This is a genomic window from Parviterribacter kavangonensis (genome assembly GCF_056863335.1).
In genome coordinates this window covers 1697179-1715836 of the sequence record NZ_JBXPJA010000001.1, presented here as the reverse complement: position 1 = coordinate 1715836, position 18658 = coordinate 1697179, and the positions used below count along the sequence as shown (strand labels likewise).

Annotated in this window: 17 protein-coding genes; 14 read left to right on the top strand and 3 right to left on the bottom strand. The window is 72.7% G+C overall.

Going from position 1 to position 18658, the window contains the following annotated elements; genetic code table 11:
- Nucleotides 1-31: 31 nt before the first annotated feature.
- Nucleotides 32-1564, bottom strand: coding sequence for an HD domain-containing phosphohydrolase (locus tag AC1UE4_RS08770; protein ID WP_482916840.1), 1533 nt, complete (start codon nt 1562-1564; stop codon nt 32-34).
- A 209-nt stretch (nt 1565-1773) separates the two neighbouring features.
- Between AC1UE4_RS08770 and AC1UE4_RS08765 the strand changes: the two genes are divergently transcribed.
- Both AC1UE4_RS08765 and AC1UE4_RS08760 read left to right on the top strand, forming a co-directional pair.
- Nucleotides 1774-4671: a bifunctional diguanylate cyclase/phosphohydrolase gene (locus AC1UE4_RS08765; RefSeq protein WP_482916839.1), complete on the top strand. Its 2898-nt coding sequence runs from the start codon at nt 1774-1776 to the stop codon at nt 4669-4671.
- A gap of 22 nt (nt 4672-4693) precedes the next feature.
- Nucleotides 4694-6022, top strand: coding sequence for an adenylate/guanylate cyclase domain-containing protein (locus tag AC1UE4_RS08760; RefSeq protein WP_482916838.1), 1329 nt, complete (start codon nt 4694-4696; stop codon nt 6020-6022).
- 7 nt (nt 6023-6029) lie between these two features.
- Here AC1UE4_RS08760 and AC1UE4_RS08755 read toward each other — a convergent pair whose 3' ends face one another.
- Nucleotides 6030-6167 carry a hypothetical protein gene (locus AC1UE4_RS08755; protein ID WP_482916837.1) on the bottom strand — a complete coding sequence of 46 codons (138 nt, stop codon included), beginning with the start codon at nt 6165-6167 and terminating at the stop codon, nt 6030-6032.
- Between the two features lie 29 nt (nt 6168-6196).
- Between AC1UE4_RS08755 and tig the strand changes: the two genes are divergently transcribed.
- The 10 genes from tig (at nt 6197) to AC1UE4_RS08705 (ending at nt 16316) form a co-directional block, all read left to right on the top strand.
- The gene (tig, locus tag AC1UE4_RS08750) at nt 6197-7510 is read left to right on the top strand and encodes a trigger factor (RefSeq protein ID WP_482916836.1); all 1314 of its coding nucleotides are present in this window, start codon (nt 6197-6199) and stop codon (nt 7508-7510) included.
- A 113-nt stretch (nt 7511-7623) separates the two neighbouring features.
- Nucleotides 7624-8208 carry an ATP-dependent Clp endopeptidase proteolytic subunit ClpP gene (clpP, locus tag AC1UE4_RS08745; protein WP_482916835.1) on the top strand — a complete coding sequence of 195 codons (585 nt, stop codon included), beginning with the start codon at nt 7624-7626 and terminating at the stop codon, nt 8206-8208.
- Nucleotides 8209-8235: 27 nt separating this feature from the next.
- Nucleotides 8236-9516, top strand: coding sequence for an ATP-dependent Clp protease ATP-binding subunit ClpX (clpX, locus tag AC1UE4_RS08740; protein ID WP_482916834.1), 1281 nt, complete (start codon nt 8236-8238; stop codon nt 9514-9516).
- A gap of 9 nt (nt 9517-9525) precedes the next feature.
- Nucleotides 9526-9810, top strand: a complete 285-nt coding sequence (locus tag AC1UE4_RS08735; RefSeq protein WP_482916833.1) for a hypothetical protein — start codon at nt 9526-9528, stop codon at nt 9808-9810.
- 39 nt (nt 9811-9849) lie between these two features.
- Nucleotides 9850-10404: an RNA polymerase sigma factor gene (locus tag AC1UE4_RS08730; protein WP_482916832.1), complete on the top strand. Its 555-nt coding sequence runs from the start codon at nt 9850-9852 to the stop codon at nt 10402-10404.
- A 7-nt stretch (nt 10405-10411) separates the two neighbouring features.
- On the top strand, nt 10412-10789 hold the full coding sequence (locus tag AC1UE4_RS08725) for a hypothetical protein (protein ID WP_482916831.1): 378 nt from the start codon (nt 10412-10414) through the stop codon (nt 10787-10789).
- Nucleotides 10790-10825: 36 nt separating this feature from the next.
- Nucleotides 10826-11719 (top strand): hypothetical protein, encoded by an 894-nt coding sequence (locus tag AC1UE4_RS08720; RefSeq protein WP_482916830.1) that lies wholly within the window; start codon nt 10826-10828, stop codon nt 11717-11719.
- A 28-nt stretch (nt 11720-11747) separates the two neighbouring features.
- On the top strand, nt 11748-14309 hold the full coding sequence (locus AC1UE4_RS08715) for a valine--tRNA ligase (RefSeq protein ID WP_482916829.1): 2562 nt from the start codon (nt 11748-11750) through the stop codon (nt 14307-14309).
- 11 nt (nt 14310-14320) lie between these two features.
- On the top strand, nt 14321-15613 hold the full coding sequence (locus AC1UE4_RS08710; RefSeq protein ID WP_482916828.1) for a bifunctional folylpolyglutamate synthase/dihydrofolate synthase: 1293 nt from the start codon (nt 14321-14323) through the stop codon (nt 15611-15613).
- A gap of 157 nt (nt 15614-15770) precedes the next feature.
- On the top strand, nt 15771-16316 hold the full coding sequence (locus AC1UE4_RS08705) for a zinc ribbon domain-containing protein (RefSeq protein WP_482916827.1): 546 nt from the start codon (nt 15771-15773) through the stop codon (nt 16314-16316).
- Between the two features lie 51 nt (nt 16317-16367).
- Here the strand turns inward: AC1UE4_RS08705 and AC1UE4_RS08700 are convergent, their stop codons facing one another.
- Nucleotides 16368-17489, bottom strand: coding sequence for an ATP-binding protein (locus tag AC1UE4_RS08700; protein ID WP_482916826.1), 1122 nt, complete (start codon nt 17487-17489; stop codon nt 16368-16370).
- 165 nt (nt 17490-17654) lie between these two features.
- Here AC1UE4_RS08700 and AC1UE4_RS08695 point away from each other — a divergent pair, with 165 nt between their 5' ends.
- A complete protein-coding gene (locus tag AC1UE4_RS08695; RefSeq protein ID WP_482916825.1) occupies nt 17655-18188 on the top strand; it encodes a hypothetical protein in 534 nt (177 codons plus the stop codon).
- Nucleotides 18189-18256: 68 nt separating this feature from the next.
- Nucleotides 18257-18658, top strand: coding sequence for a nucleoside-diphosphate kinase (ndk, locus tag AC1UE4_RS08690; RefSeq protein WP_482916824.1), 402 nt, complete (start codon nt 18257-18259; stop codon nt 18656-18658).

Here is an 18658-nt window from a genome sequence, read left to right as displayed (position 1 = left end):
GTAGGGCCGCGACGACCGGCGGGGCGCCGGGTCAGGCGCGGGTGAAGCGGGCGAGCGAGGGCTCGTGCGTCGTGCGCTCGTCGATCCCGCCGCGCGCGACGACGCGCAGGAACGCCGCGACGCACTCGCGGTCGAGCTGGGCGCCGGACTGGCGGGCGATCTCGGCGACCGCGTCCTCGACCGGCCACGCGTGCTTGTACGGGCGCTCGTGCGTGAGCGCGTCGAAGATGTCGGCGACGGCGACGATCCGGCCGCAGAGCGGGATCTCCTCGCCGCGCAGGCCGCGCGGGTACCCGTTGCCGTCCCAGCGCTCGTGATGCGTCAGCGCGATCTCGCGAGCCATGACGCCGAGCTCGAAGCCGGGGGAGTCGAGCAGGCGGCCGCCGATCTCGGTGTGCAGCTTGATCTGCTCGAACTCGTCGTCGGTGAGGCTGCCCGGCTTCTGCAGCAGCGTGTCGGGGACGCCGATCTTGCCGAGGTCGTGCAGCGGCGCCGCGCGGCGGATGAGGTCGCACTCGCTGCCGGGGAGGCCGAGCTCGGCGGCGATGAGCCCCGCGAGCCGGCCGACGCGGCGGGTGTGCTGGCCGGTCTCGTCGTCGCGCAGCTCGGCCGCCTGGGCGAGCCGCTCGAGGATGTCGAGCTGCGTCCGCTCGACCTCGGCGGTGCGCTCGCGGACGCGCTGCTCGAGCTCCTCGCGGTCCTTGAGCGTCCGGACCTCCTCGGTCGCGTCGCGGAACAGCAGCGCGCGGAAGCAGCGGCCGCCACGGGCGAGGTCGAAGCCGTGCGTGCGCACCCAGCGGCCCGCGCCGAGCGGCACGAGCCCCTCGGGCGTCGACGGAGGAACCTGCTGCTGCGCCTCGTCGCGCGACCAGCCGGTCACCGACGTCGCCGCGCGGTTCCAGCCGACGATCGTGCCGCTGTCGTCGAAGACGGCCAGCGCATCGCTCATCTCGTCGACGATCTGCTGCGCCATCGACGCCAGCCCGATGAGCTCGGCGCCGCCGGACAGCTCGCCGCGCAGCGCGCGCTCGCGCGTGCTGCCCGCGAGCAGGACGCCCGCGGCGCACAGCAGCCCCGCGTGGGCGGCCCACCACTGCAGCTGCCACGCCGACGACGCCAGCAGGAGGACCACGGCTGCGGCGAGCGCGAGCCCGGCGAGCGTCGCGGCCGCGCCGAAGCGCCCGCGGACGCCGCGCCACCACGACGCCGCGCAGGCGAGCGGCACCGCGACGACCACGACGTCGATCGCGACCTCGACGCCGGCAGGCAGCGCGCCCTGCGCGTCGAGGACCGTCTGCACCGCCAGCAGCGCGCCCGCACCGCCGACCAGCAGCGGCAGGCGCCGCTCGCAGCGCCGCGCCGAGCTCCACGCGACGACGGCGAGCACGCCCGCCAGCGCGCCCGCGAGGACGGCGTGCGCGCCGGGCCACGTGAGCGTCGCCTCGCCGTTCGGCCCGACCGTCGCGACCGCGACGAGGCAGAAGAGCGCGAGCGTCGTCGCCTCGATCACCCGGACGGCGTCCAGGATCGGGACGGAGATGGTCAGCCGGCGAACCGCAGTCATGAGCCGCAGCGAGTGTTCGCGTCCGTTGACGGCTTCCGTGCGGCGCACGGCAAGGAGGGAGGTTCCGCGGGCGAAGTTGCGCAGAACCTCCCGTCATCAAGGCTTGACGCAACATCCCGCCCACTACGGCGAGCGTCTCCACCGTTCGTCGAGCGGATCGGCACCACGCGCCCGCATTCGCTACGCGGCGCCGATGCGTACCGGGCCGCATGCCCTTGTCGCACCGCGCACCGATCGCCGCCCGCACGGCCGGGGGCCTTGCCCTGGTCGCGCTCGCGCTGCACGCCGCCCACACCGGCCTCGGCCTGGGACGGCCGTCGTTCGACGTCCTCGTCGACGAGTGGCTCTACTACGCCCTGATGCTGGGTGCGGCCGGCGCGGTGCTCGTGCGCGCGGCCACGCGTCACGAGGACCGCGCGCCCTGGCTGCTGCTCGGGGCGGGCGCGCTCGCGTGGGCCCTAGGCGACCTCGTCTACACGCTCGCGCTCGCCGACGACCCGGACCCCCCGCTGCCCTCGGTGAGCGACGCGCTCTACCTCGCCTTCTATCCCGCGGTGCTCGGCGCCGCCCTGCTTCTGGTCCACCGCCACGTGCGCGCCGCGCGCGGGAGCGTGTGGATCGACGCCGTTCTGGGCGCCCTGGGCGCGGGCGCGGTCGGCGTCGCAGTCCTGTCGGACGCGATGCACGTCGGCGTCGGCGGGACCGCGCTCGAGGTGGCGACGACGCTCGCGTACCCGGTCGGCGACGTGCTGCTCGTCGCGCTCGTCGTCGCGGTCCTCGCGCTCACGGGCTGGCGGCCCGGTGGGACGTGGGGGCTGCTCGGCCTGGCAGTCGCGGCCGGGGCGGTGGGCGACGGCATCTTCCTGCGCCAGGCCGCACACGGCACCTACGCGGAGGGGACGCTGCTGGACAGCGTCTGGCCGGCCTCGCTGCTGCTCATCGCCGTCGCGGCATGGCGGCAGCCGGCGCTCCCGCAGCCGCGGGCCGCCGGGCTGCGCCAGCTCGTGATCCCGGCGCTCTTCGCCGCCGCCGCGGTCACGCTGTTCCTCACCGACCAGGTCACCGAGCTCAACCCGCTGGCCATCGCGCTGGCCTGCGCGACGATCGTCGCCCTCGTCGTGCGCATGGGCGTGACGCTGCGCATCAACGAGCGGATGGTCGCGGCCAGCCGCGGCGAGGCGCTCACCGATGCGCTCACCGGCATGGGGAACAGGCGCAAGCTCGTCGCCGACCTCGAGCGCCACCTCGCCGACGGCTTCCACGCCGAGCCGCGCGTGCTGATCCTCTTCGACCTCGATGGCTTCAAGCGCTACAACGACGAGTTCGGGCACCTGGCCGGCGACGCGCTGCTGACCCGCCTGGGCGGCAAGCTCCGCCGCGCGGTCGATCCGTGGGGCGAGGCGTACCGCCTCGGCGGCGACGAGTTCTGCGCGCTGCTCGACGTCCCGCCGCACCGGGTCGAGGAGGTGCTCGCGATCGCGTCGGGCGCCCTGTGCGAGGGCGGCGAGGGCTTCGACGTCGAGAGCTCGTACGGCGCCGTCGCGATCCCGGCCGAGGCCGCGACCCCGTCGATGGCGCTGCAGACCGCCGACCAGCGGATGTACGCGCGCAAGGAGGGCCGGACGTCGCCGGTCCGGATGCAGACCCGCGACGTGCTCGTCCGCGCGCTGAACGCCCGCCGCCCCGGACGGCCCGCGGTCGCCGCCGAGGTCGCGCAACTCGCGGCCGACGTCGCGCGGCGGCTCGGCGTCGACCCGGAGGGGGTCGACGAGATCGCCCGCGCGGCCGAGCTGCACGACGTCGGCAAGGTCGCCCTGCCCGACGCGATCCTCGAGAAGGCCGACGAGCTCACCGACGAGGAGTGGGCGTTCGTCCGCCGCCACACGATCCTCGGCGAGCGGATCCTCAACGGCGCCGCCGCGATGCGCCCCGTCGCGCGGCTCGTGCGCTCCTCCCACGAGCGCTTCGACGGCACCGGCTACCCCGACGGGCTGCACGGCGAGGAGATCCCGCTCGGCTCGCGGATCGTCGCCGTCTGGGACGCGTACGCGGCGATGACGTCCGAGCGGCCCTACCGGCGGGCGCTCGATCCCCTCGACGCCGAGGCCGAGCTGCGCGCGTCCGCCGGCACCCAGTTCGATCCCGCCGTCGTCGAGGCGTTCATCGCCGAGCTCCGCGACCGCACCGAGCGCACGCCCGACGCCCGGCGCCTCGACGAGCGCACGGCGTACGCGCGCGAGGTCGCCGGGCGGCTGCGCTCCGTCCTCGCCGCCGGCGCCCTGACCGCCGGCCTCTTCGTGGCGCTCGCGGCGCCCGGCTTCGCGGCCGCTCCCGGCACGGTGTCCGTGACCCGGGGCACGCTGGAGGTCGCGACCGCCGCCGGCTCCCCGAACGGCATCGCCGTCGTCGACGCCGGGTTCGCCTGGCAGGTCAGCGACGACCGCGCCGCCGCGCCCGCCGCCGGCCGCGCCTGCGCCGCGATCGTGCGCGGCGTGCGCTGCGCGAAGGGCGCGGCCAAGCGGATCGTCGTCGACACGCAGGACGGCGACGACACGATCGCGGTGACCGCGCCGCTGCCCGCCGACATCCGCGCCGGCGACGGGGACGACCGCATCGACGCCCGCAACGGTCTCGCCGACGTCGTCGACTGCGGAGCGGGGGAGGACCGCGCGCTCGTCGACCCGCTCGACCGCACGATCGGCTGCGAGACCGGCGCGCCCGCCGTCGCCGCCACCGCGCCCGTGCCGGCGCCCGCCGTCGACATCGGCGTCGATCCGGTCATCACCGTCGGCGCCGACGGCACGGCGCCGATGACGCTCGCCTGCGCCGAGGCGTGCAGCGGGACCGTCTACCTCGATCCCGTCAACCCCGGCAACGGCAAGGGCCGGCCGCGGCCGGGCCGCTTCGGCACTGCGACGTTCGACCTCGGACCCGGCGGCACGGTCGACCTGAACGTGAGCCTGACCGCCGAGGCGCGCGCCCAGCTCGGCCTGCCGCGTCCCGGCATCGCCCGCGCCGCTCGCCGCGGGCGCAGCGTCAAGGCGATCGTGACCGTCGCCCCCAAGGGCAAGGCCAAGCAGCACACCGCGGTCACGCTGCGCCGCTGACGCGCCATTAGAGTCCCGTGAGGTGACGCCGGTCACCCGCTACGCCCGCTCCGGGGACACGAACATCGCCTATCAGGTCCACGGGGACGGCCCCGTCGACCTCGTGTTCGCCACCGGGCTGCCGTCGCACATCGAGGTGATGCAGGAGGAGCCCGGCGTCGCGCGCCTCTTCGAGCGCATGGCGAGCTTCTCGCGGCTCATCCTCATGGACCGCCGCGGCATCGGGATGTCCGACCCGATCAACGACCTGATCGCGCTCGAGGACGAGGTCGAGGACATCAACGCGGTCCTCGACGCCGTCGGCAGCCCGGCCGCCGCGCTCTTCGGCTACACCGCCGGCGTCCCGTACGTCGTCCAGTACGCCGCGCGGTACCCGGAGCGCACGCGCGCGCTCGTGCTGCACGCGGGCTTCGCGCGCGCGACACGCTCGGACGACCTGCCCTGGGCGGACACGCCCGACGAGCGGCGCGCGCGGATCGACCGGCTCTTCGAGCACTGGGGCGAGGGCTCGAACGCCGCGCTGCTCGCCCCGAGCGCCGCCGGCGACGAGCGCCTGCGCGCGTGGTTCGCCAAGCTCGAGCGCCTCTCGGCCGCGCCCGGCCAGATGCGGATCATCGCCCGCTCGCTCGCCGAGGTCGACGTGCGCGAGGCGCTGCCGACGATCCGCGTGCCGACGCTCATCATCCACCGCGAGCACGACCGCCTCATCGACGTGCGCCACTCGCGCTACATGGCCGAGCGCATCCCCGGCGCCCGCTACGTCGAGCTGCCCGGCGACGACAGCCTCGCGTCGGTCGGCGACACCGACGCGATCCTCGACGAGGTCGAGGAGTTCGTGTCCGGCGGCCGCCGCCACCGCGAGCCGGACCGCGCGCTGCTCACCGTCCTCTTCACCGACATCGTCGACGGCACCGCGATGGCCGCGCAGCTCGGCGACCGCCGCTGGCGCGACCTGCTGCACGCCCACGACACCGAGGTACGCCGCCAGCTCGACCGCTTCGGCGGAACCGAGGTCAAGACGATCGGCGACGGCTTCCTCGCCGTCTTCGACGGCCCGCCCAACCGCGCCGTCCGCGCGGCGCGGGCGATCCTCGACGCGACGCTGGCGCTCGGCGTCGACGTGCGCGCCGGGCTGCACACCGGCGAGTGCGAGGTCATCGGCGACGACATCGGCGGCATGGCCGTCCACATCGCCGCGCGCGTCAGCGCGCTCGCGGGCCCGCGCGAGGTGCTCGCCTCCGGCACGACGTACGGCACCGTCGTCGGGTCGGGCCTGCCGTTCACGGAGCTCGGGATGCACGAGCTGAAGGGCGTCCCGGGCCGCTGGCCGATCTTCCGGCTCGGGGACTGACGGCCGGCTACGGCTCCCAGGGAGAGCGCCCGCGGGCGCGCGCCCAGAGGTAGCGGCCCATGAGCTCCGTCCAGTCGGCGACGCCGCCGTAGAAGTGGCCGGCCGGACCCGTGTAGAGCCAGGCGATGAAGCGCGATCCCCGCATGCCCCCTGGACGCTACAGTCGAGCGCGCCATGAAGACGACCGTCACCGAGCTGCCCGAGTCGCGCGTCCGCGTCGAGGCGGAGGTCCCGCCGGAGGAGGTGCAGAAGCGCGTCGAGCAGGCCGCCAAGGCCATCGGCCGCGACCTGCGCATCCCGGGCTTCCGCAAGGGCAAGGTCCCGCCGCCGGTCGTCATCAGGCGCGTCGGCCGCGAGGCGGTCGTCGACCAGGCCGTGCGCGACTCGCTCGGGCGCTGGTACGTCGACGCCATCGACGACGCGTCGATCAGCCCGATCGGCGACCCCAGCCTCGACCTGCCCGACACGCTGCCGGGCGAGGGCGAGTCGCTCGCCTTCTCGTTCGAGATCGGCGTGCGCCCGAAGGCCGAGCTCGGCGACTACAAGGGCCTCGAGGTCCCGCGGCGCGAGCCGAAGGCCGACGACGAGACCGTCGACAGCGAGATCGAGGCGCTGCGCGAGCGCCTAGCGCGCCTGGACACCCACGAGGGCACCGCCGAGAACGGCGACTTCGTGGTCATGGACTACGTCGGCTCGATCGACGGCGAGGAGTTCGAGGGCGGCACCGGCCGCGACCAGCTGCTCGAGCTCGGCTCCGGCCGGCTCATCCCCGGCTTCGAGGAGCAGCTCACGGGCGCGAGCGCGGGGGAGGACCGCAAGGTCGAGGTCACGTTCCCCGCCGACTACGGCGCGGAGCACCTCGCCGGCAAGGACGCGGTCTTCGAGGTCACCGTCAAGGAGGTCAAGCGCAAGACCCTCCCCGAGCTGGACGACGACTTCGCCGTCGAAGCCGCCGGCTTCGACTCGCTCGACGAGCTGCGCGACGACATCCGCAAGCGCCTCACCGAGGCCGAGGAGCAGGCCGTCGATCGGGAGTTCCGCGAGGCCGCGCTGGACGCCGCCGTCGAGAAGGCGACCGTCGACGTCCCCGGCGCGCTCGTCGAGGCCCGCGCCCGCGAGCTCTGGGACAACATGCTGCACTCGCTCGGCCACCGCGGCATCTCCCGCGACGCCTACCTGCAGATCGCGGGCAAGAGCGAGGAGGAGCTGCTCGAGGAGGCCAAGCCCGACGCCGAGCAGGCGCTCAAGCGAGAGGCGGTCCTCACCGCGATCGTCGAGGCCGAGGGCATCGAGGTCTCCGACGACGAGGTGCTCGAGGCGCTGGCCGACTCCGCCGAGCAGGGCGGCAGCAACCCGAAGAAGCTGCTCGAGCAGCTGCGCAGCCAGGGGCGCCTGGACGCGGTCAAGGAAGACATCGCGGCCCGCAAGGCCGTCGACCTAGTGACTGAGCAGGCCAAGCCGACCGCTCCCGCCGAGCAGTCCTCGTAGCACCGATTCAAGGTCGGAGGGACATCCGCCGACCACCTACGAAGCCGTCGGAAGCCCGTTGGTAGGCTGGCCGGAAGGATTCGCGCCGACGAGGCGAAACTGAGCGGAGGATCATGAGCCCACTCGTCCCCATGGTGGTAGAGCAGACGTCTCGCGGTGAGCGTGCGTTCGACATCTACTCGCGTCTGCTCAACGAGCGGATCATCTTCCTCGGCACGCCCGTGGACGACCAGATCGCGAACCTCATCGTGGCCCAGCTGCTCCACCTGGAGAGCGAGGACCCCGACAAGGACATCTCGATCTACATCAACTCGCCGGGCGGCTCGGTGTACGCCGGTCTCGCGATCTACGACACCATGCAGTTCATCAAGCCCGACGTGCAGACGATCTGCGTCGGCATCGCGATGAGCATGGGCGCGCTGCTGCTGGCCGGCGGCGCCGCGGGCAAGCGCATGGCGCTGCCCAACTCGAAGATCCTCATCCACCAGGTCTCGTCGGGCTTCCAGGGCCAGGCGACGGACATCGAGATCCACGCCAAGGAGATCATCGACATCCGCCAGCGCCTGGACCACATCATCGCCCAGCACACGGGGCAGGAGTACGAGAAGGTCCGCAAGGACACCGAGCGCGACTACTTCATGTCGGCCGACGAAGCCAAGGACTACGGCATCGTCGATCGCGTGATCGCGTCGCACTAGCCGGGAACTCTGGGGAGAGAGCAACCGATGGCACGTCCGACCGACAGCAACGAGCAGCTGCTCTGCAGCTTCTGCGGCAAGAGCCAGCGGCAGGTCAAGAAGCTGATCGCCGGACCGGGCGTCTACATCTGCGACGAGTGCATCGACCTCTGCAACGAGATCATCGACGAGGAGCTCACCGCTCCGCCGTCGTTCGACCTCGACAACCTCCCCAAGCCGCGCGAGATCTACGACGTCCTCGAGGAGTACGTCGTCGGGCAGGAGCAGTCCAAGCGCACGCTGTCGGTGGCGGTCTACAACCACTACAAGCGCGTGCAGATGATGCAGGCCGACGACTCGGACATCGAGCTGCAGAAGTCGAACATCCTGCTGCTCGGTCCGACCGGCTGCGGCAAGACGCTCCTCGCGCAGACACTCGCCCGCATCCTCAACGTCCCGTTCGCCATCGCCGACGCGACGGCGCTGACGGAGGCCGGCTACGTCGGCGAGGACGTCGAGAACATCCTCCTCAAGCTGATCCAGGCCGCCGACTACGACGTCAAGAAGGCCGAGACGGGGATCATCTACATCGACGAGGTCGACAAGATCGCCCGCAAGGCGGACAACCCGTCGATCACCCGCGACGTCTCCGGCGAGGGCGTGCAGCAGGCGCTGCTGAAGATCCTCGAGGGCACCACCGCTTCCGTCCCGCCGCAGGGCGGCCGCAAGCACCCGCACCAGGAGTTCCTGTCGATCGACACGACGAACATCCTGTTCATCTGCGGCGGCGCGTTCGCGAACCTCGACAAGGTCATCGAGCGGCGCATCGGCCACAAGGGCGTCGGCTTCGGGGCGGCGATCGAGTCGAAGATCGACCGCGACAAGGGCGAGGTCTTCGAGCAGTGCCTGCCGGAGGACCTCGTCAACTACGGCCTCATCCCCGAGTTCGTCGGCCGCCTGCCGGTCGTCTCGGCGATCCACCAGCTCTCGCGCGACGACCTCGTCACGATCCTGACCGAGCCGCGCAACGCGCTCGTCAAGCAGTTCCAGCGGTTCTTCGGCTTCGACGGGATGGAGCTCGTGTTCGCCGACGAGGCGCTCACCTCGGTCGCCGACCGCGCGCTCGAGCGCGAGACCGGCGCTCGCGGCCTGCGCTCGATCATCGAGGAGATCCTGCTCGAGGTGCAGTTCGAGCTGCCCTCGCGCCGCGACGTCAAGAAGGTCGTCGTGACGAAGGAGACGGTGGAGGCGGGCCTGCCGCCGACGCTCGTCACGGAGGCCGCGCCGGAGACCGGCGAGCACCAGGCCCTCCGCGAGGAATCGGCCTAGCGCCGTCCCGTGCCCCCGCGCGTCCCCTCGAACGTCCGCACGATCCCCTGGCGCCTCGTCCTCGAGGTCGCCACGCTGGTCGTCAACCGCTTCCGCGACGACGTGCCGCCCAAGGAGCGGCGCCGTCTGACCGCGCTCGTGCGCAAGTCCAAGGGCGACCCGCGCCGCCTGACGGCGGATGAGCGGCGCGAGGTGCTGGAGATCCTCCGGCACGTCGACGTCCGCAAGCTCGGCCGCGACGTCTCGGGCGTCGTCGGCGCCCGTCAGCTTCGAAAGCGACTCGGCCGGCACTGACCCGCCAACTCGCGGGCGTCAAGCGCGTTTGACATCGCGATGGAGGCGTTCGCGTCGGTGCTCATGGCTGCCCGGATGGGGGCGGATTGGGCGTGGGAGCGGATCTACCGCGACCTCGCGCCCGTCGTCACCGGGTACGTCCGCGCCCAGGGCGCGGCGGAGCCCGACGACGTCGCCGGCGAGGTCTTCGTCCAGGTCGTCCGCGACCTGCACAAGTTCAAGGGCGAGGACGAGCACGACTTCCGCGCCTGGGTGTTCACGATCGCGCACCGGCGCGCGATCGACGACCTGCGCCGCCGGGGGCGCCGGCCGGTCACGCCCGCCGAGCCGGAGGTGCTCGCCGAGACCGCCGGCTCCGGCGGCGACGTCCACGAGGACGCGCGCGCGACGCTCGAGGAGCAGCGCGTGCGGGCGCTCATCGACGAGCTGCCCGCCGATCAGCGCGCGGTGATGCTGCTGCGGATCCTCGGCGACCTGACCATCGAGGAGATCGCCCGCGCGGTGGGCAAGCGGCCGGGCGCGGTCAAGGCGCTGCAGCGCCGGGCGCTCAGGCGCTTGGAGGGGGCGTACCCCTATGAAGCGGTCGAGCGATAGCTCCTCCATGAAGAACAAGAAGTTCGCCATCGCCGCGCTCGCCGCGCTCGCCATCCCGTCGACGGCCATCGCCGCGAAGCCCGCCGATCCGGGCGCCCAGGGCCAGACCCATCGTGCCTCGGCTCCTGGCCAGGCTTGCAAGGCCGAGTCGAAGAAGAAGGTGGAGGGCCAGAAGAAGACCGCCTTCGCGACCTGCGTGAGCGGCTACAAGAAGCAGGCCGCCGCCGAGCAGAAGGCTGCCGAGACGAGCACGACGGCCCCGTCGGCCCGCACGACCTGCAAGGGCGAGTCGAAGAAGAAGGCCGAGGGCCAGAAGAAGACCCCGTTCGCGTCGTGCGTGAGCGGTGCCGCTCAGGCGAAGAACGACGCCAAGGCGCAGTCGTAGTAGCGCTCACCGCGCACTGAAGGAGCCTCCGGAGCCGTGCCGCCCCCTCAAGACCACCTCGACGACGTCATCCGGCGCATCTACGTGCGCCCGGTCGACGAGGCGGTTGCGGCACGGCATCTGGCGGCGATCGCCGCGGCGGCCCCCCGCGTGGAGCAAGACGTCCCTCTCGGCTCCACGCATGGCCGTCGCAGGCGACGCCGCTCGCTTGGCGCCTGGCGCCCGGCGCTGGCCGCAGGCCTCGCCGTCGTCGCGCTGCCGAGCGGGCTGGCGTTCGCAGGCGTCGACCTTCCCGATCCGGTCACCGCGCCCTTCGAGGCCGTCGGCGTCGACCTGCCCAACCAGGTCGACGACGCCACCGGCGTGCCGCGCAACGCGTCGCCGGACGGCGACGACCGCGGCCCCGACGGTTCGCCCGCGACCGCTCCGGGCTCGGACGGGCGCAAGGACGAGAAGGGGTCCGGCAGCAAGAGCGGCGACTCCAAGCGGGGAACGCGTCGCAACGAGACGCGGTCGAAGGGCCGGCGCGGCGAGGAGGCCAGCGGCGGCAAGCGCAAGGGCGACGAGCGCTCGCGCAGCGACGAGGCGCCGGCGCGCGGGCCGCGCGAGAGCGGCAACGCGGGCGGCTCGAGCTCGTCGAACAACGGCAAGCGCGTCGGCCAGGGCTCCGGCGGCTCCGCCGGCAAGTCGTCCTCGGCGGCCGAGCGCCGCACGAACCGCGGGGCCACGCGCAAGCCCGTGAAGAAGAAGGCGCCGGCGCGCGTCAAGCCGTCGCCGCCGGCCGCGCGCGGGCCGAAGCCCAAGGACGACACCACGACGGCGCCGACGACGACCGACACGACGACGACGTCCACGGACGGCACCGCCGACACCGGCGCGCTGACTGGGCGTCGGACGACGACCACCGACGCCGACGCCGCCGGCGGCTGAGCGAAGCCGCTCCATAGACTCCGGCTCCATGGCCGGACTCGAGGACCGCAAGCGCTACGACCCCGCGGAGGTGGAGCCGCGCATCGTCGAGCGCTGGCTCGCGTCGGGGCTGTTCCACCCCGAGCCGGGCGGGACGCCCGGCGAGAACTTCTCGATCGCGGTCCCCCCGCCGAACGTCACCGGCGCGCTGCACATGGGGCACGCCCTGAACGGCTCCATCCAGGACGTGCTCATCCGGCACAACCGGATGCTCGGCCGGCGCACGAAGTGGATCTTCGGCACCGATCACGCCGGCATCGCCACGCAGAAGCAGGTCGAGCAGAGGCTCGCCCGCGACGGGACGACACGCGCCGACCTCGGCCGCGACCGCTTCAACGACGCAGTGTGGGAGTGGACCCGCGAGCACGGCGGGATCATCCAGGGCCAGTTCAAGCGCCTCGGCGCGTCGCTGGACTACGACGACGAGCGCTTCACCCTCGACGCGGGCTACGCCGAGGCCGTCCTGAAGGTCTTCGTCGACCTCTACGACCAGGGCCTCAACTACCGCGACCACTACATGGTCAACTGGGACCCGGGCCTCGGCACGGCCGTCTCCGACCTCGAGGTGGAGGAGCGCGAGGTCACCGACACGCTCTACGAGATCGCGTACTCGGATGAGGTCGTCATCGCGACGGTGCGGCCGGAGACGATGCTCGGCGACACCGCGGTCGCGGTGCACCCCGACGACGAGCGCTACAAGCACCTCATCGGCACGACGGTGACGCTGCCGATCATCGGCCGCGAGCTGCCGATCATCGCCGACGAGTACGTGAAGATGGACTTCGGCACCGGCTGCCTGAAGATCACGCCGGCGCACGACCCCAACGACTTCGAGATCGGCCAGCGCCACGGCCTCGAGGCAGTCAGCGTCATCGGCGAGGACGGCCGGATGACCGCCGAGGCGGGCGCGCAGTTCGAGGGCATGACGGCGCTCGAGGCGCGTGAGGCGGTCGTCGCCGCGCTCGGCGACCGGATCCGCGGGCAGGAGCCGCTCGTCCACGCCGTGCCGTACTCGCACCGCTCGGGCGAGCGGATCGAGCCGCTCATCTCGCTGCAGTGGTTCATGCGGATGGACGAGCTGGCCAAGCCGGCGATCGAGGCGGTCCGCGACGGGCGGGTCCGCATCCACCCGGAGTCGCAGTCGCGCCGGTACATCGAGTGGCTCGAGAACATCCGCCCGTGGTGCATCTCGCGGCAGCTGTGGTGGGGCCACCGGATCCCGGTCTGGTACCGCGGCGAGGACGAGCGCTACTGCGGCCTGACGCCGCCGGAGGGCGACGGGTGGGAGCAGGATCCCGACGTCCTCGACACGTGGTTCTCGAGCGGGCTGTGGCCGTTCGCGACGCTCGGCTGGCCGCAGGACACGCCCGAGCTGCGCGCGTTCTACCCGACCGACGTGCTGTCGACGGCGCGCGACATCCTCTTCCTCTGGGTCGCGCGGATGGTCATGTTCGGCCTGCGCTTCCGCGGCGACGTGCCGTTCACCGACGTGTACGTGCACTCGGTCATCCAGGCGCCCGACGGGCGGCGGATGTCGAAGTCGCTCGGCACGGGCATCGACCCGCTCGACCTCATCGAGGGCGGCGAGCGGCCGGCGGTCTTCACCGAGGGCGGCTCGTTCCCCGCCTATGGCGCCGACGCGGTGCGCTTCGGCCTGCTGGCGATGTCCTCGACGCAGGACGTGCGGTTCAGCGAGGAGAAGGTCGCGCAGGGCTCGGCGCTGACGAACAAGCTCTTCAACGCCGCGCGGCTGATCCTGCTGAACGCGCCTGAGACGGTCGAGCCGGCGCCGCGGCCGGCGACGGTCGAGGACCGCTGGATCCTCACGCGGCTGCAGCACGCGAAGGCCGACGCGCACGCCCGGATCGAGGCGTTCGACTTCGCGAAGCTGGCGCTGGGGCTCTACGACTTCGTGTTCAGCGAGCTGTGCGACTGGTACCTCGAGTTCGTCAAGCCGCGGCTGTACGAGGGCGACGAGGACGCGCAGGCGACGGTGCTGCACGTGCTGCGCGAGACGCTGGCGCTCGCGCATCCGGTGATCCCGTTCGTGACCGAGGAGATCTGGTCGCTGCGGTGGGAAGGGCTGCTCGCCGAGCACGAGGCGCCGCGGCGCGACGCCTCGCTCGAGGACGACGCCGCCGAAGCGGCCATCTCGCGCGTCATCACCACGATCCGGACCCTCCGCACGTTCCGCGAGTCGCAGGGCGTGCCGCCCTCGACGCGCCTTCCCGCGCGCCTGCGGGCCGAGGGGTACGACGAGACCTCCGACCTCATCGCGAAGCTCGTCCGGCTCGATCTCAACGGAGACCTCCCGTCGGGCGTCACCGTCCCGGTCGATGGCGGCGTCGTCGACTTCGCGCCCGTCGCCGAGCTGGATCCAGGTGCGATCGAGCGCAAGCGCCAGGCGGAGGTCGAACGGCTCAACGGCGAGATCGCCCGGCTGGAGAAGAAGCTCTCGAACGAGGGCTTCGTCGCCAAGGCGCCGCCGGCGGTCGTCGAGGGCGAGCGGGAGAAGCTCGCCCGGTACCAGGCGGAGCTGGCGGCGTTGTGAACGCGGATGCGGTGACCAGCGCGGAGCGGGCCGAGGAGTGGCTCCTCGGCCGGGAGCTGTTCGGCATGCGGTTCGGCCTGGACCGGATGCGGCGCCTGCTCACGGTGCTCGGCTCGCCGCAGGAGCGGTTCCGCTCGATCCACGTCGTCGGGACGAACGGCAAGTCCTCGACGGTGCGGATGACGGCGGCGATCGTCGAGCGCCACGGGTTCCGGACGGGCGCGTACCTGTCGCCGCACCTCGTGTCGTTCCGCGAGCGGATCCGCATCGCCGACGAGGACCTCGACGAGCGGTCGTTCACGCTGGCGATCCAGGAGGTGGCGCGGGCGGCCGAGAAGGTCGACCGGACGCTCGAGGAGGGCGACCGGGTCACGCAGTTCGAGGCGCTGACCGCCGCGGCGTACGCGCAGTTCGCGAGGGCCGGCGTGGAGGTCGCCGTCGTCGAGGCGGGGCTCGGCGGGCGCTGGGACGCGACGAACGTCATCCCCAGCGAGGTCGCCGTCCTGACGAACGTCGGGTTGGAGCACACGCGCTGGCTCGGGCCGACGGTGCGCGACATCGCCCGCGAGAAGCTCGCGGTCGTCCGGCCGGGCTCGACGCTCGTCCTCGGGGCCGACCTCGATCCCGACGCCCGCGAGGAGGCGGCGGGCACGCCGGCCGGCCGCGTCGTCGAGGCGCCCGCCGAACCGGTGCCGGCGCAGCTCGTCCTCGCCGCCCTCGGCCGCTTCCAGCGCCGCAACTTCGCCCTGGCGGAGACGGCCGCGGAGGCCCTGCTCGGGTCGCTCGACCCCGCCGCGGTGACGGATGCCGCGGCGTCGGTCCTCGTCCCCGGCCGCTTCCAGGTCGTCGGCCACGACCCGCTGACGATCCTCGACGGAGCCCACAACCCCGGAGGGATGCAGGCGCTCGCCGCGTCCCTGGGGGCGGCCGAAGACATCTCCGCGGAGGGCGGCGCCGCCGCGCCCTCTTCGCGCGGCGACGTGCCGAGACCGCTCGTCGGGGTCGTCTCCGTGCTCGACGACAAGGACGCAGGTGCGATGCTCTCGGCTCTCGTGCCGATCCTCGATCACCTCGTGTGCACCTCGAACGCGAACCCGCGGGCGCTGTCGCCGGCGACCCTGGCGTCGCTGACCGCGCAGCTCGGCGGGCCGGAGGCGGTCGTCGAGGGCGACCCGCACCGGGCCCTCGCGCGGGCGCGCGACCTCGCCGGGCCGGACGGCGCGGTGCTGGCGACCGGCTCGATCTACCTCGTCGCCGATCTTCTCCGCCCACCGGGGGCCGGGGAGAGGAGATCACGCCTGTGAACGACGAGGGGCCGTCCGTCATCGCGATGGTCCTCGCCGTGGCGGCGATCGTCGCGCTGACGATCCTCATCTTCTTCGCGATCGGCTACGGATTCGGTCGGCTCTTCCTGTGAGCCGGGTGGATCGTGGCGTCGGGGGCATGGGCTAGCCTCTGCGCATGCTCGCGGTCTTCGGGATCGAGTCGGACGGCCTCAACCTGGCCGTCAACCTCCTGATCCTCTTCCTCGTCGTGATCTACCTCGCGCTGGCGTACTGGACGTTCGCCGACGCGCGACGTCGGATCGCCGACCCGATGCTCATCGGCTGTGCCACGGCGGCCGCGATCCTCTTCCCGTTCGTCGGCGCGATCGTCTACATGATCGTGCGGCCGCCGGAGTACCTGGACGACGTCCGCGAGCGCGAGCTCGAGATCCAGGCCGCCGAGGCCCGGATGCACGCCCTCGACTACCACCTGTGCCCGCACTGCGACTTCGAGGTGAAGTCCGACTTCCTGCGCTGCCCGAACTGCATGCGCAAGCTCAAGGACCCGTGCCACAACTGCGCGAAGCCGCTCGACCCGTCGTGGAAGCTCTGCCCGTACTGCGAGGCCGAGATCCCGGGCGTCACCCCGCAGCCCCGCCGCAACCGCCGCTCCCGCCGGTCAGAGCCCACGCTCGAAGAGACCGCGGCGTTCGAGCCCTTCAGCGAAGCCCCGCCGCAGTAAGAGACCCTCGGCGGCGAAGAACCTCCCGGGGCGACGACCCTCCGCGGCGTCTCATCTCCGGCGGAGCCACTCGGCGAAGAGCGGGTCGACGACGCGGCTGTCTCTCGGCCGCCTGACGAGGTGGCCCTGGTCGGCGAGGCGGTCGGCCGCGGCCGCGAGGGCGTTGCGCGAGACGTCGTGGGTCGCGGCGAGCTGGCGGCTCGTGGGCGCGCCTCCGTCGGCGACGGCGGCGAGGACGATCCGCTCGGTCGCACCGAGCTGCTGCCACGTCGCGCGGTGCACCGGCTCGGTCCGGTCCAGCGCCGCGTCGATGACCGTGTCGGCGAGCGCCGGGGTCGCCTCCGCGCCGTCCGCCAGGGCGTCGGAGAGAAGGTAGGCGAGCAGCATCGTCCGCTGCGGGTGGCCGCCGGCGAAGGTCACGACCTCGCCCAGCGCCGCGCCGGGATCAAGCTTCTCGGCGGCGAAGCGGGCCGCGAGGTCGGCGAGCGTCTCGTCCAGGGGCAGGTCGCCGATCGTCAGCGGATCGGCCTGGCCGAACAGCGGCCGTTCGCGCCTGTCGAAGAGCTCGCGCATCAGCGACGGCTCGGACCCTGCGTAGACGTAAGCGGCGGCATCGCCGTGGTACTGGATGCGGGATCGCAGCAGCCCGTCGAGGTCGCGGCGCGCGACGAGCAGGTCCTGGAACTCGTCGAACACCACCAGCGTCGGCGTCGCGTCGCCGTCGTGCAGCGTCTTCGGGAGATCGAGCAGGCGCAGCACCACCGTCTCCGCCGCCCCCGCGTCGAACGTCGCCGGCCGAGCGGCCAGCGTCACTGCGGGCCCGGCGGCGCTCAGCGACACGCCCAGCCGGTTGAGCAGCCCCGCGAGATGGCTGCGCACGAAGGTGAGGTCCAGCGGCGCATACGCGGCCGCCAGCCGGCGTGCGACGTCGGCGAGGTCCGTCACCCGGTGGAAGTCGACGTGCACCGTCCGCCAGCCCGTCTCGCGCAGCTGGGCCGCGTGAGCGAGCAGCAGCGACGTCTTGCCGTACCGCCGCGGCGCCGCCAGGCGCACGTTGACGCGGTCGCCGGCGCGCCGCGCGAGCGTGCGCAGCTCGTCACTGCGGTCGATCAGCAGGTCCGGCGGAACGGGCCCCTCGAAGGGGAACGGGGTGCCTTGTCGCTCTGGTGCCATGGTTCGGAACCGCATGGTACTTGATGGTGGTACCGGACGAACGCGCCAAACCCGGGCACCGCGTCCGCCCGACATGGGTGACGGTGCCGATGCGCCGCCCACTTCGGTGGCGTTGCATCCGAGGGCACCGGAACGAACCCGCTCTCGTTCAAGGAGGAGCCCATCATGAGGACCGCACCGCTGCTCGCCACCACTGCGAGCATCATCGCCGTCATCGTCCCGGCCGCGCCCGCCGCGGCCAAGTCGTCGCAGCAGGAGCTTGCGAGCGCCCGGGCGGCGACTGCCCAGTACCACCGCCTGGCCGCCGCGCAGGCGGACGGCTACGGCCTGTTCACCGATGCGGCGGGGATCGCCTGCATCGACAACCCCGGCGTCGGCACGATGGGCGTCCACTTCGCCCTCGGCGCGATCGTGCCCGACGGCGCGGTGAACGCGGCGACACCGGAGGCGCTCGTCTACGAGCCGCAGGCCAACGGCAGCATGCGGCTGGTGGCCGTCGAGTACGTCGTGTTCCAGGCGGACTGGGATGCGACCCACGACGATCCGCCGTCGCTCTTCGGCCGCGAGTTCGAGGCGATCGGCGCCGGCAACCGCTACGGCCTGCCGCCGTTCTACGAGCTGCACGCCTGGCTGTGGAGCCACAACCCGCGCGGCATGTTCGACGACTGGAACCCGCGTCTCAGCTGCGCCGCCGGCTGACGCGGGCAGAACGGTTGGCGCGGACCCGGCGGGCTCCGGGTCCGCGCCCCGGCTAGGGTCTCGCGCCTATGTCGCGCACGCTCATCCTGGTCAAGCCAGACGCCTTCGCCCGCAACCTCACCGGCGAGATCATCGCCCGCTTCGAGCGCAAGGGCCTGAAGATCGCCGCGCTGAAGCACATGACCGTCACCGAGGACCTCGCCAAGCAGCACTACGCCGAGCACGAGGGCAAGCCCTTCTTCGGCGAGCTCGTGGACTTCATCACCAGCGGCCCGATCGTCGCGATGGTGCTCGAGGGCAACGACGCCGTGAAGGCCGCCCGCCAGGTCATCGGCGCGACGAACCCGCTCGAGGCCACGACCGGCTCGATCCGCGGCGACTTCGCGACCGAGGTCGGCCAGAACATGGTCCACGGCTCGGACTCCGACGAGTCGGCCGAGCGCGAGGCGAACCTGTTCTTCGGCAGCTAG

Bases quoted from the DNA above. Each gene is read 5' to 3' on its own strand.
- AC1UE4_RS08770 (WP_482916840.1), bottom strand. From the start codon at position 1,564: ATGACTGCGGTTCGCCGGCTGACCATCTCCGTCCCGATCCTGGACGCC.
- AC1UE4_RS08765 (WP_482916839.1), top strand. From the start codon at position 1,774: ATGCCCTTGTCGCACCGCGCACCGATCGCCGCCCGCACGGCCGGGGGC.
- AC1UE4_RS08755 (WP_482916837.1), bottom strand. From the start codon at position 6,167: ATGCGGGGATCGCGCTTCATCGCCTGGCTCTACACGGGTCCGGCCGGC.
- tig (WP_482916836.1), top strand. From the start codon at position 6,197: ATGAAGACGACCGTCACCGAGCTGCCCGAGTCGCGCGTCCGCGTCGAG.
- clpP (WP_482916835.1), top strand. From the start codon at position 7,624: ATGAGCCCACTCGTCCCCATGGTGGTAGAGCAGACGTCTCGCGGTGAG.
- clpX (WP_482916834.1), top strand. From the start codon at position 8,236: ATGGCACGTCCGACCGACAGCAACGAGCAGCTGCTCTGCAGCTTCTGC.
- AC1UE4_RS08730 (WP_482916832.1), top strand. From the start codon at position 9,850: ATGGAGGCGTTCGCGTCGGTGCTCATGGCTGCCCGGATGGGGGCGGAT.
- AC1UE4_RS08725 (WP_482916831.1), top strand. From the start codon at position 10,412: ATGAAGAACAAGAAGTTCGCCATCGCCGCGCTCGCCGCGCTCGCCATC.
- AC1UE4_RS08715 (WP_482916829.1), top strand. From the start codon at position 11,748: ATGGCCGGACTCGAGGACCGCAAGCGCTACGACCCCGCGGAGGTGGAG.
- AC1UE4_RS08705 (WP_482916827.1), top strand. From the start codon at position 15,771: ATGCTCGCGGTCTTCGGGATCGAGTCGGACGGCCTCAACCTGGCCGTC.
- AC1UE4_RS08700 (WP_482916826.1), bottom strand. From the start codon at position 17,489: ATGGCACCAGAGCGACAAGGCACCCCGTTCCCCTTCGAGGGGCCCGTT.
- AC1UE4_RS08695 (WP_482916825.1), top strand. From the start codon at position 17,655: ATGAGGACCGCACCGCTGCTCGCCACCACTGCGAGCATCATCGCCGTC.
- ndk (WP_482916824.1), top strand. From the start codon at position 18,257: ATGTCGCGCACGCTCATCCTGGTCAAGCCAGACGCCTTCGCCCGCAAC.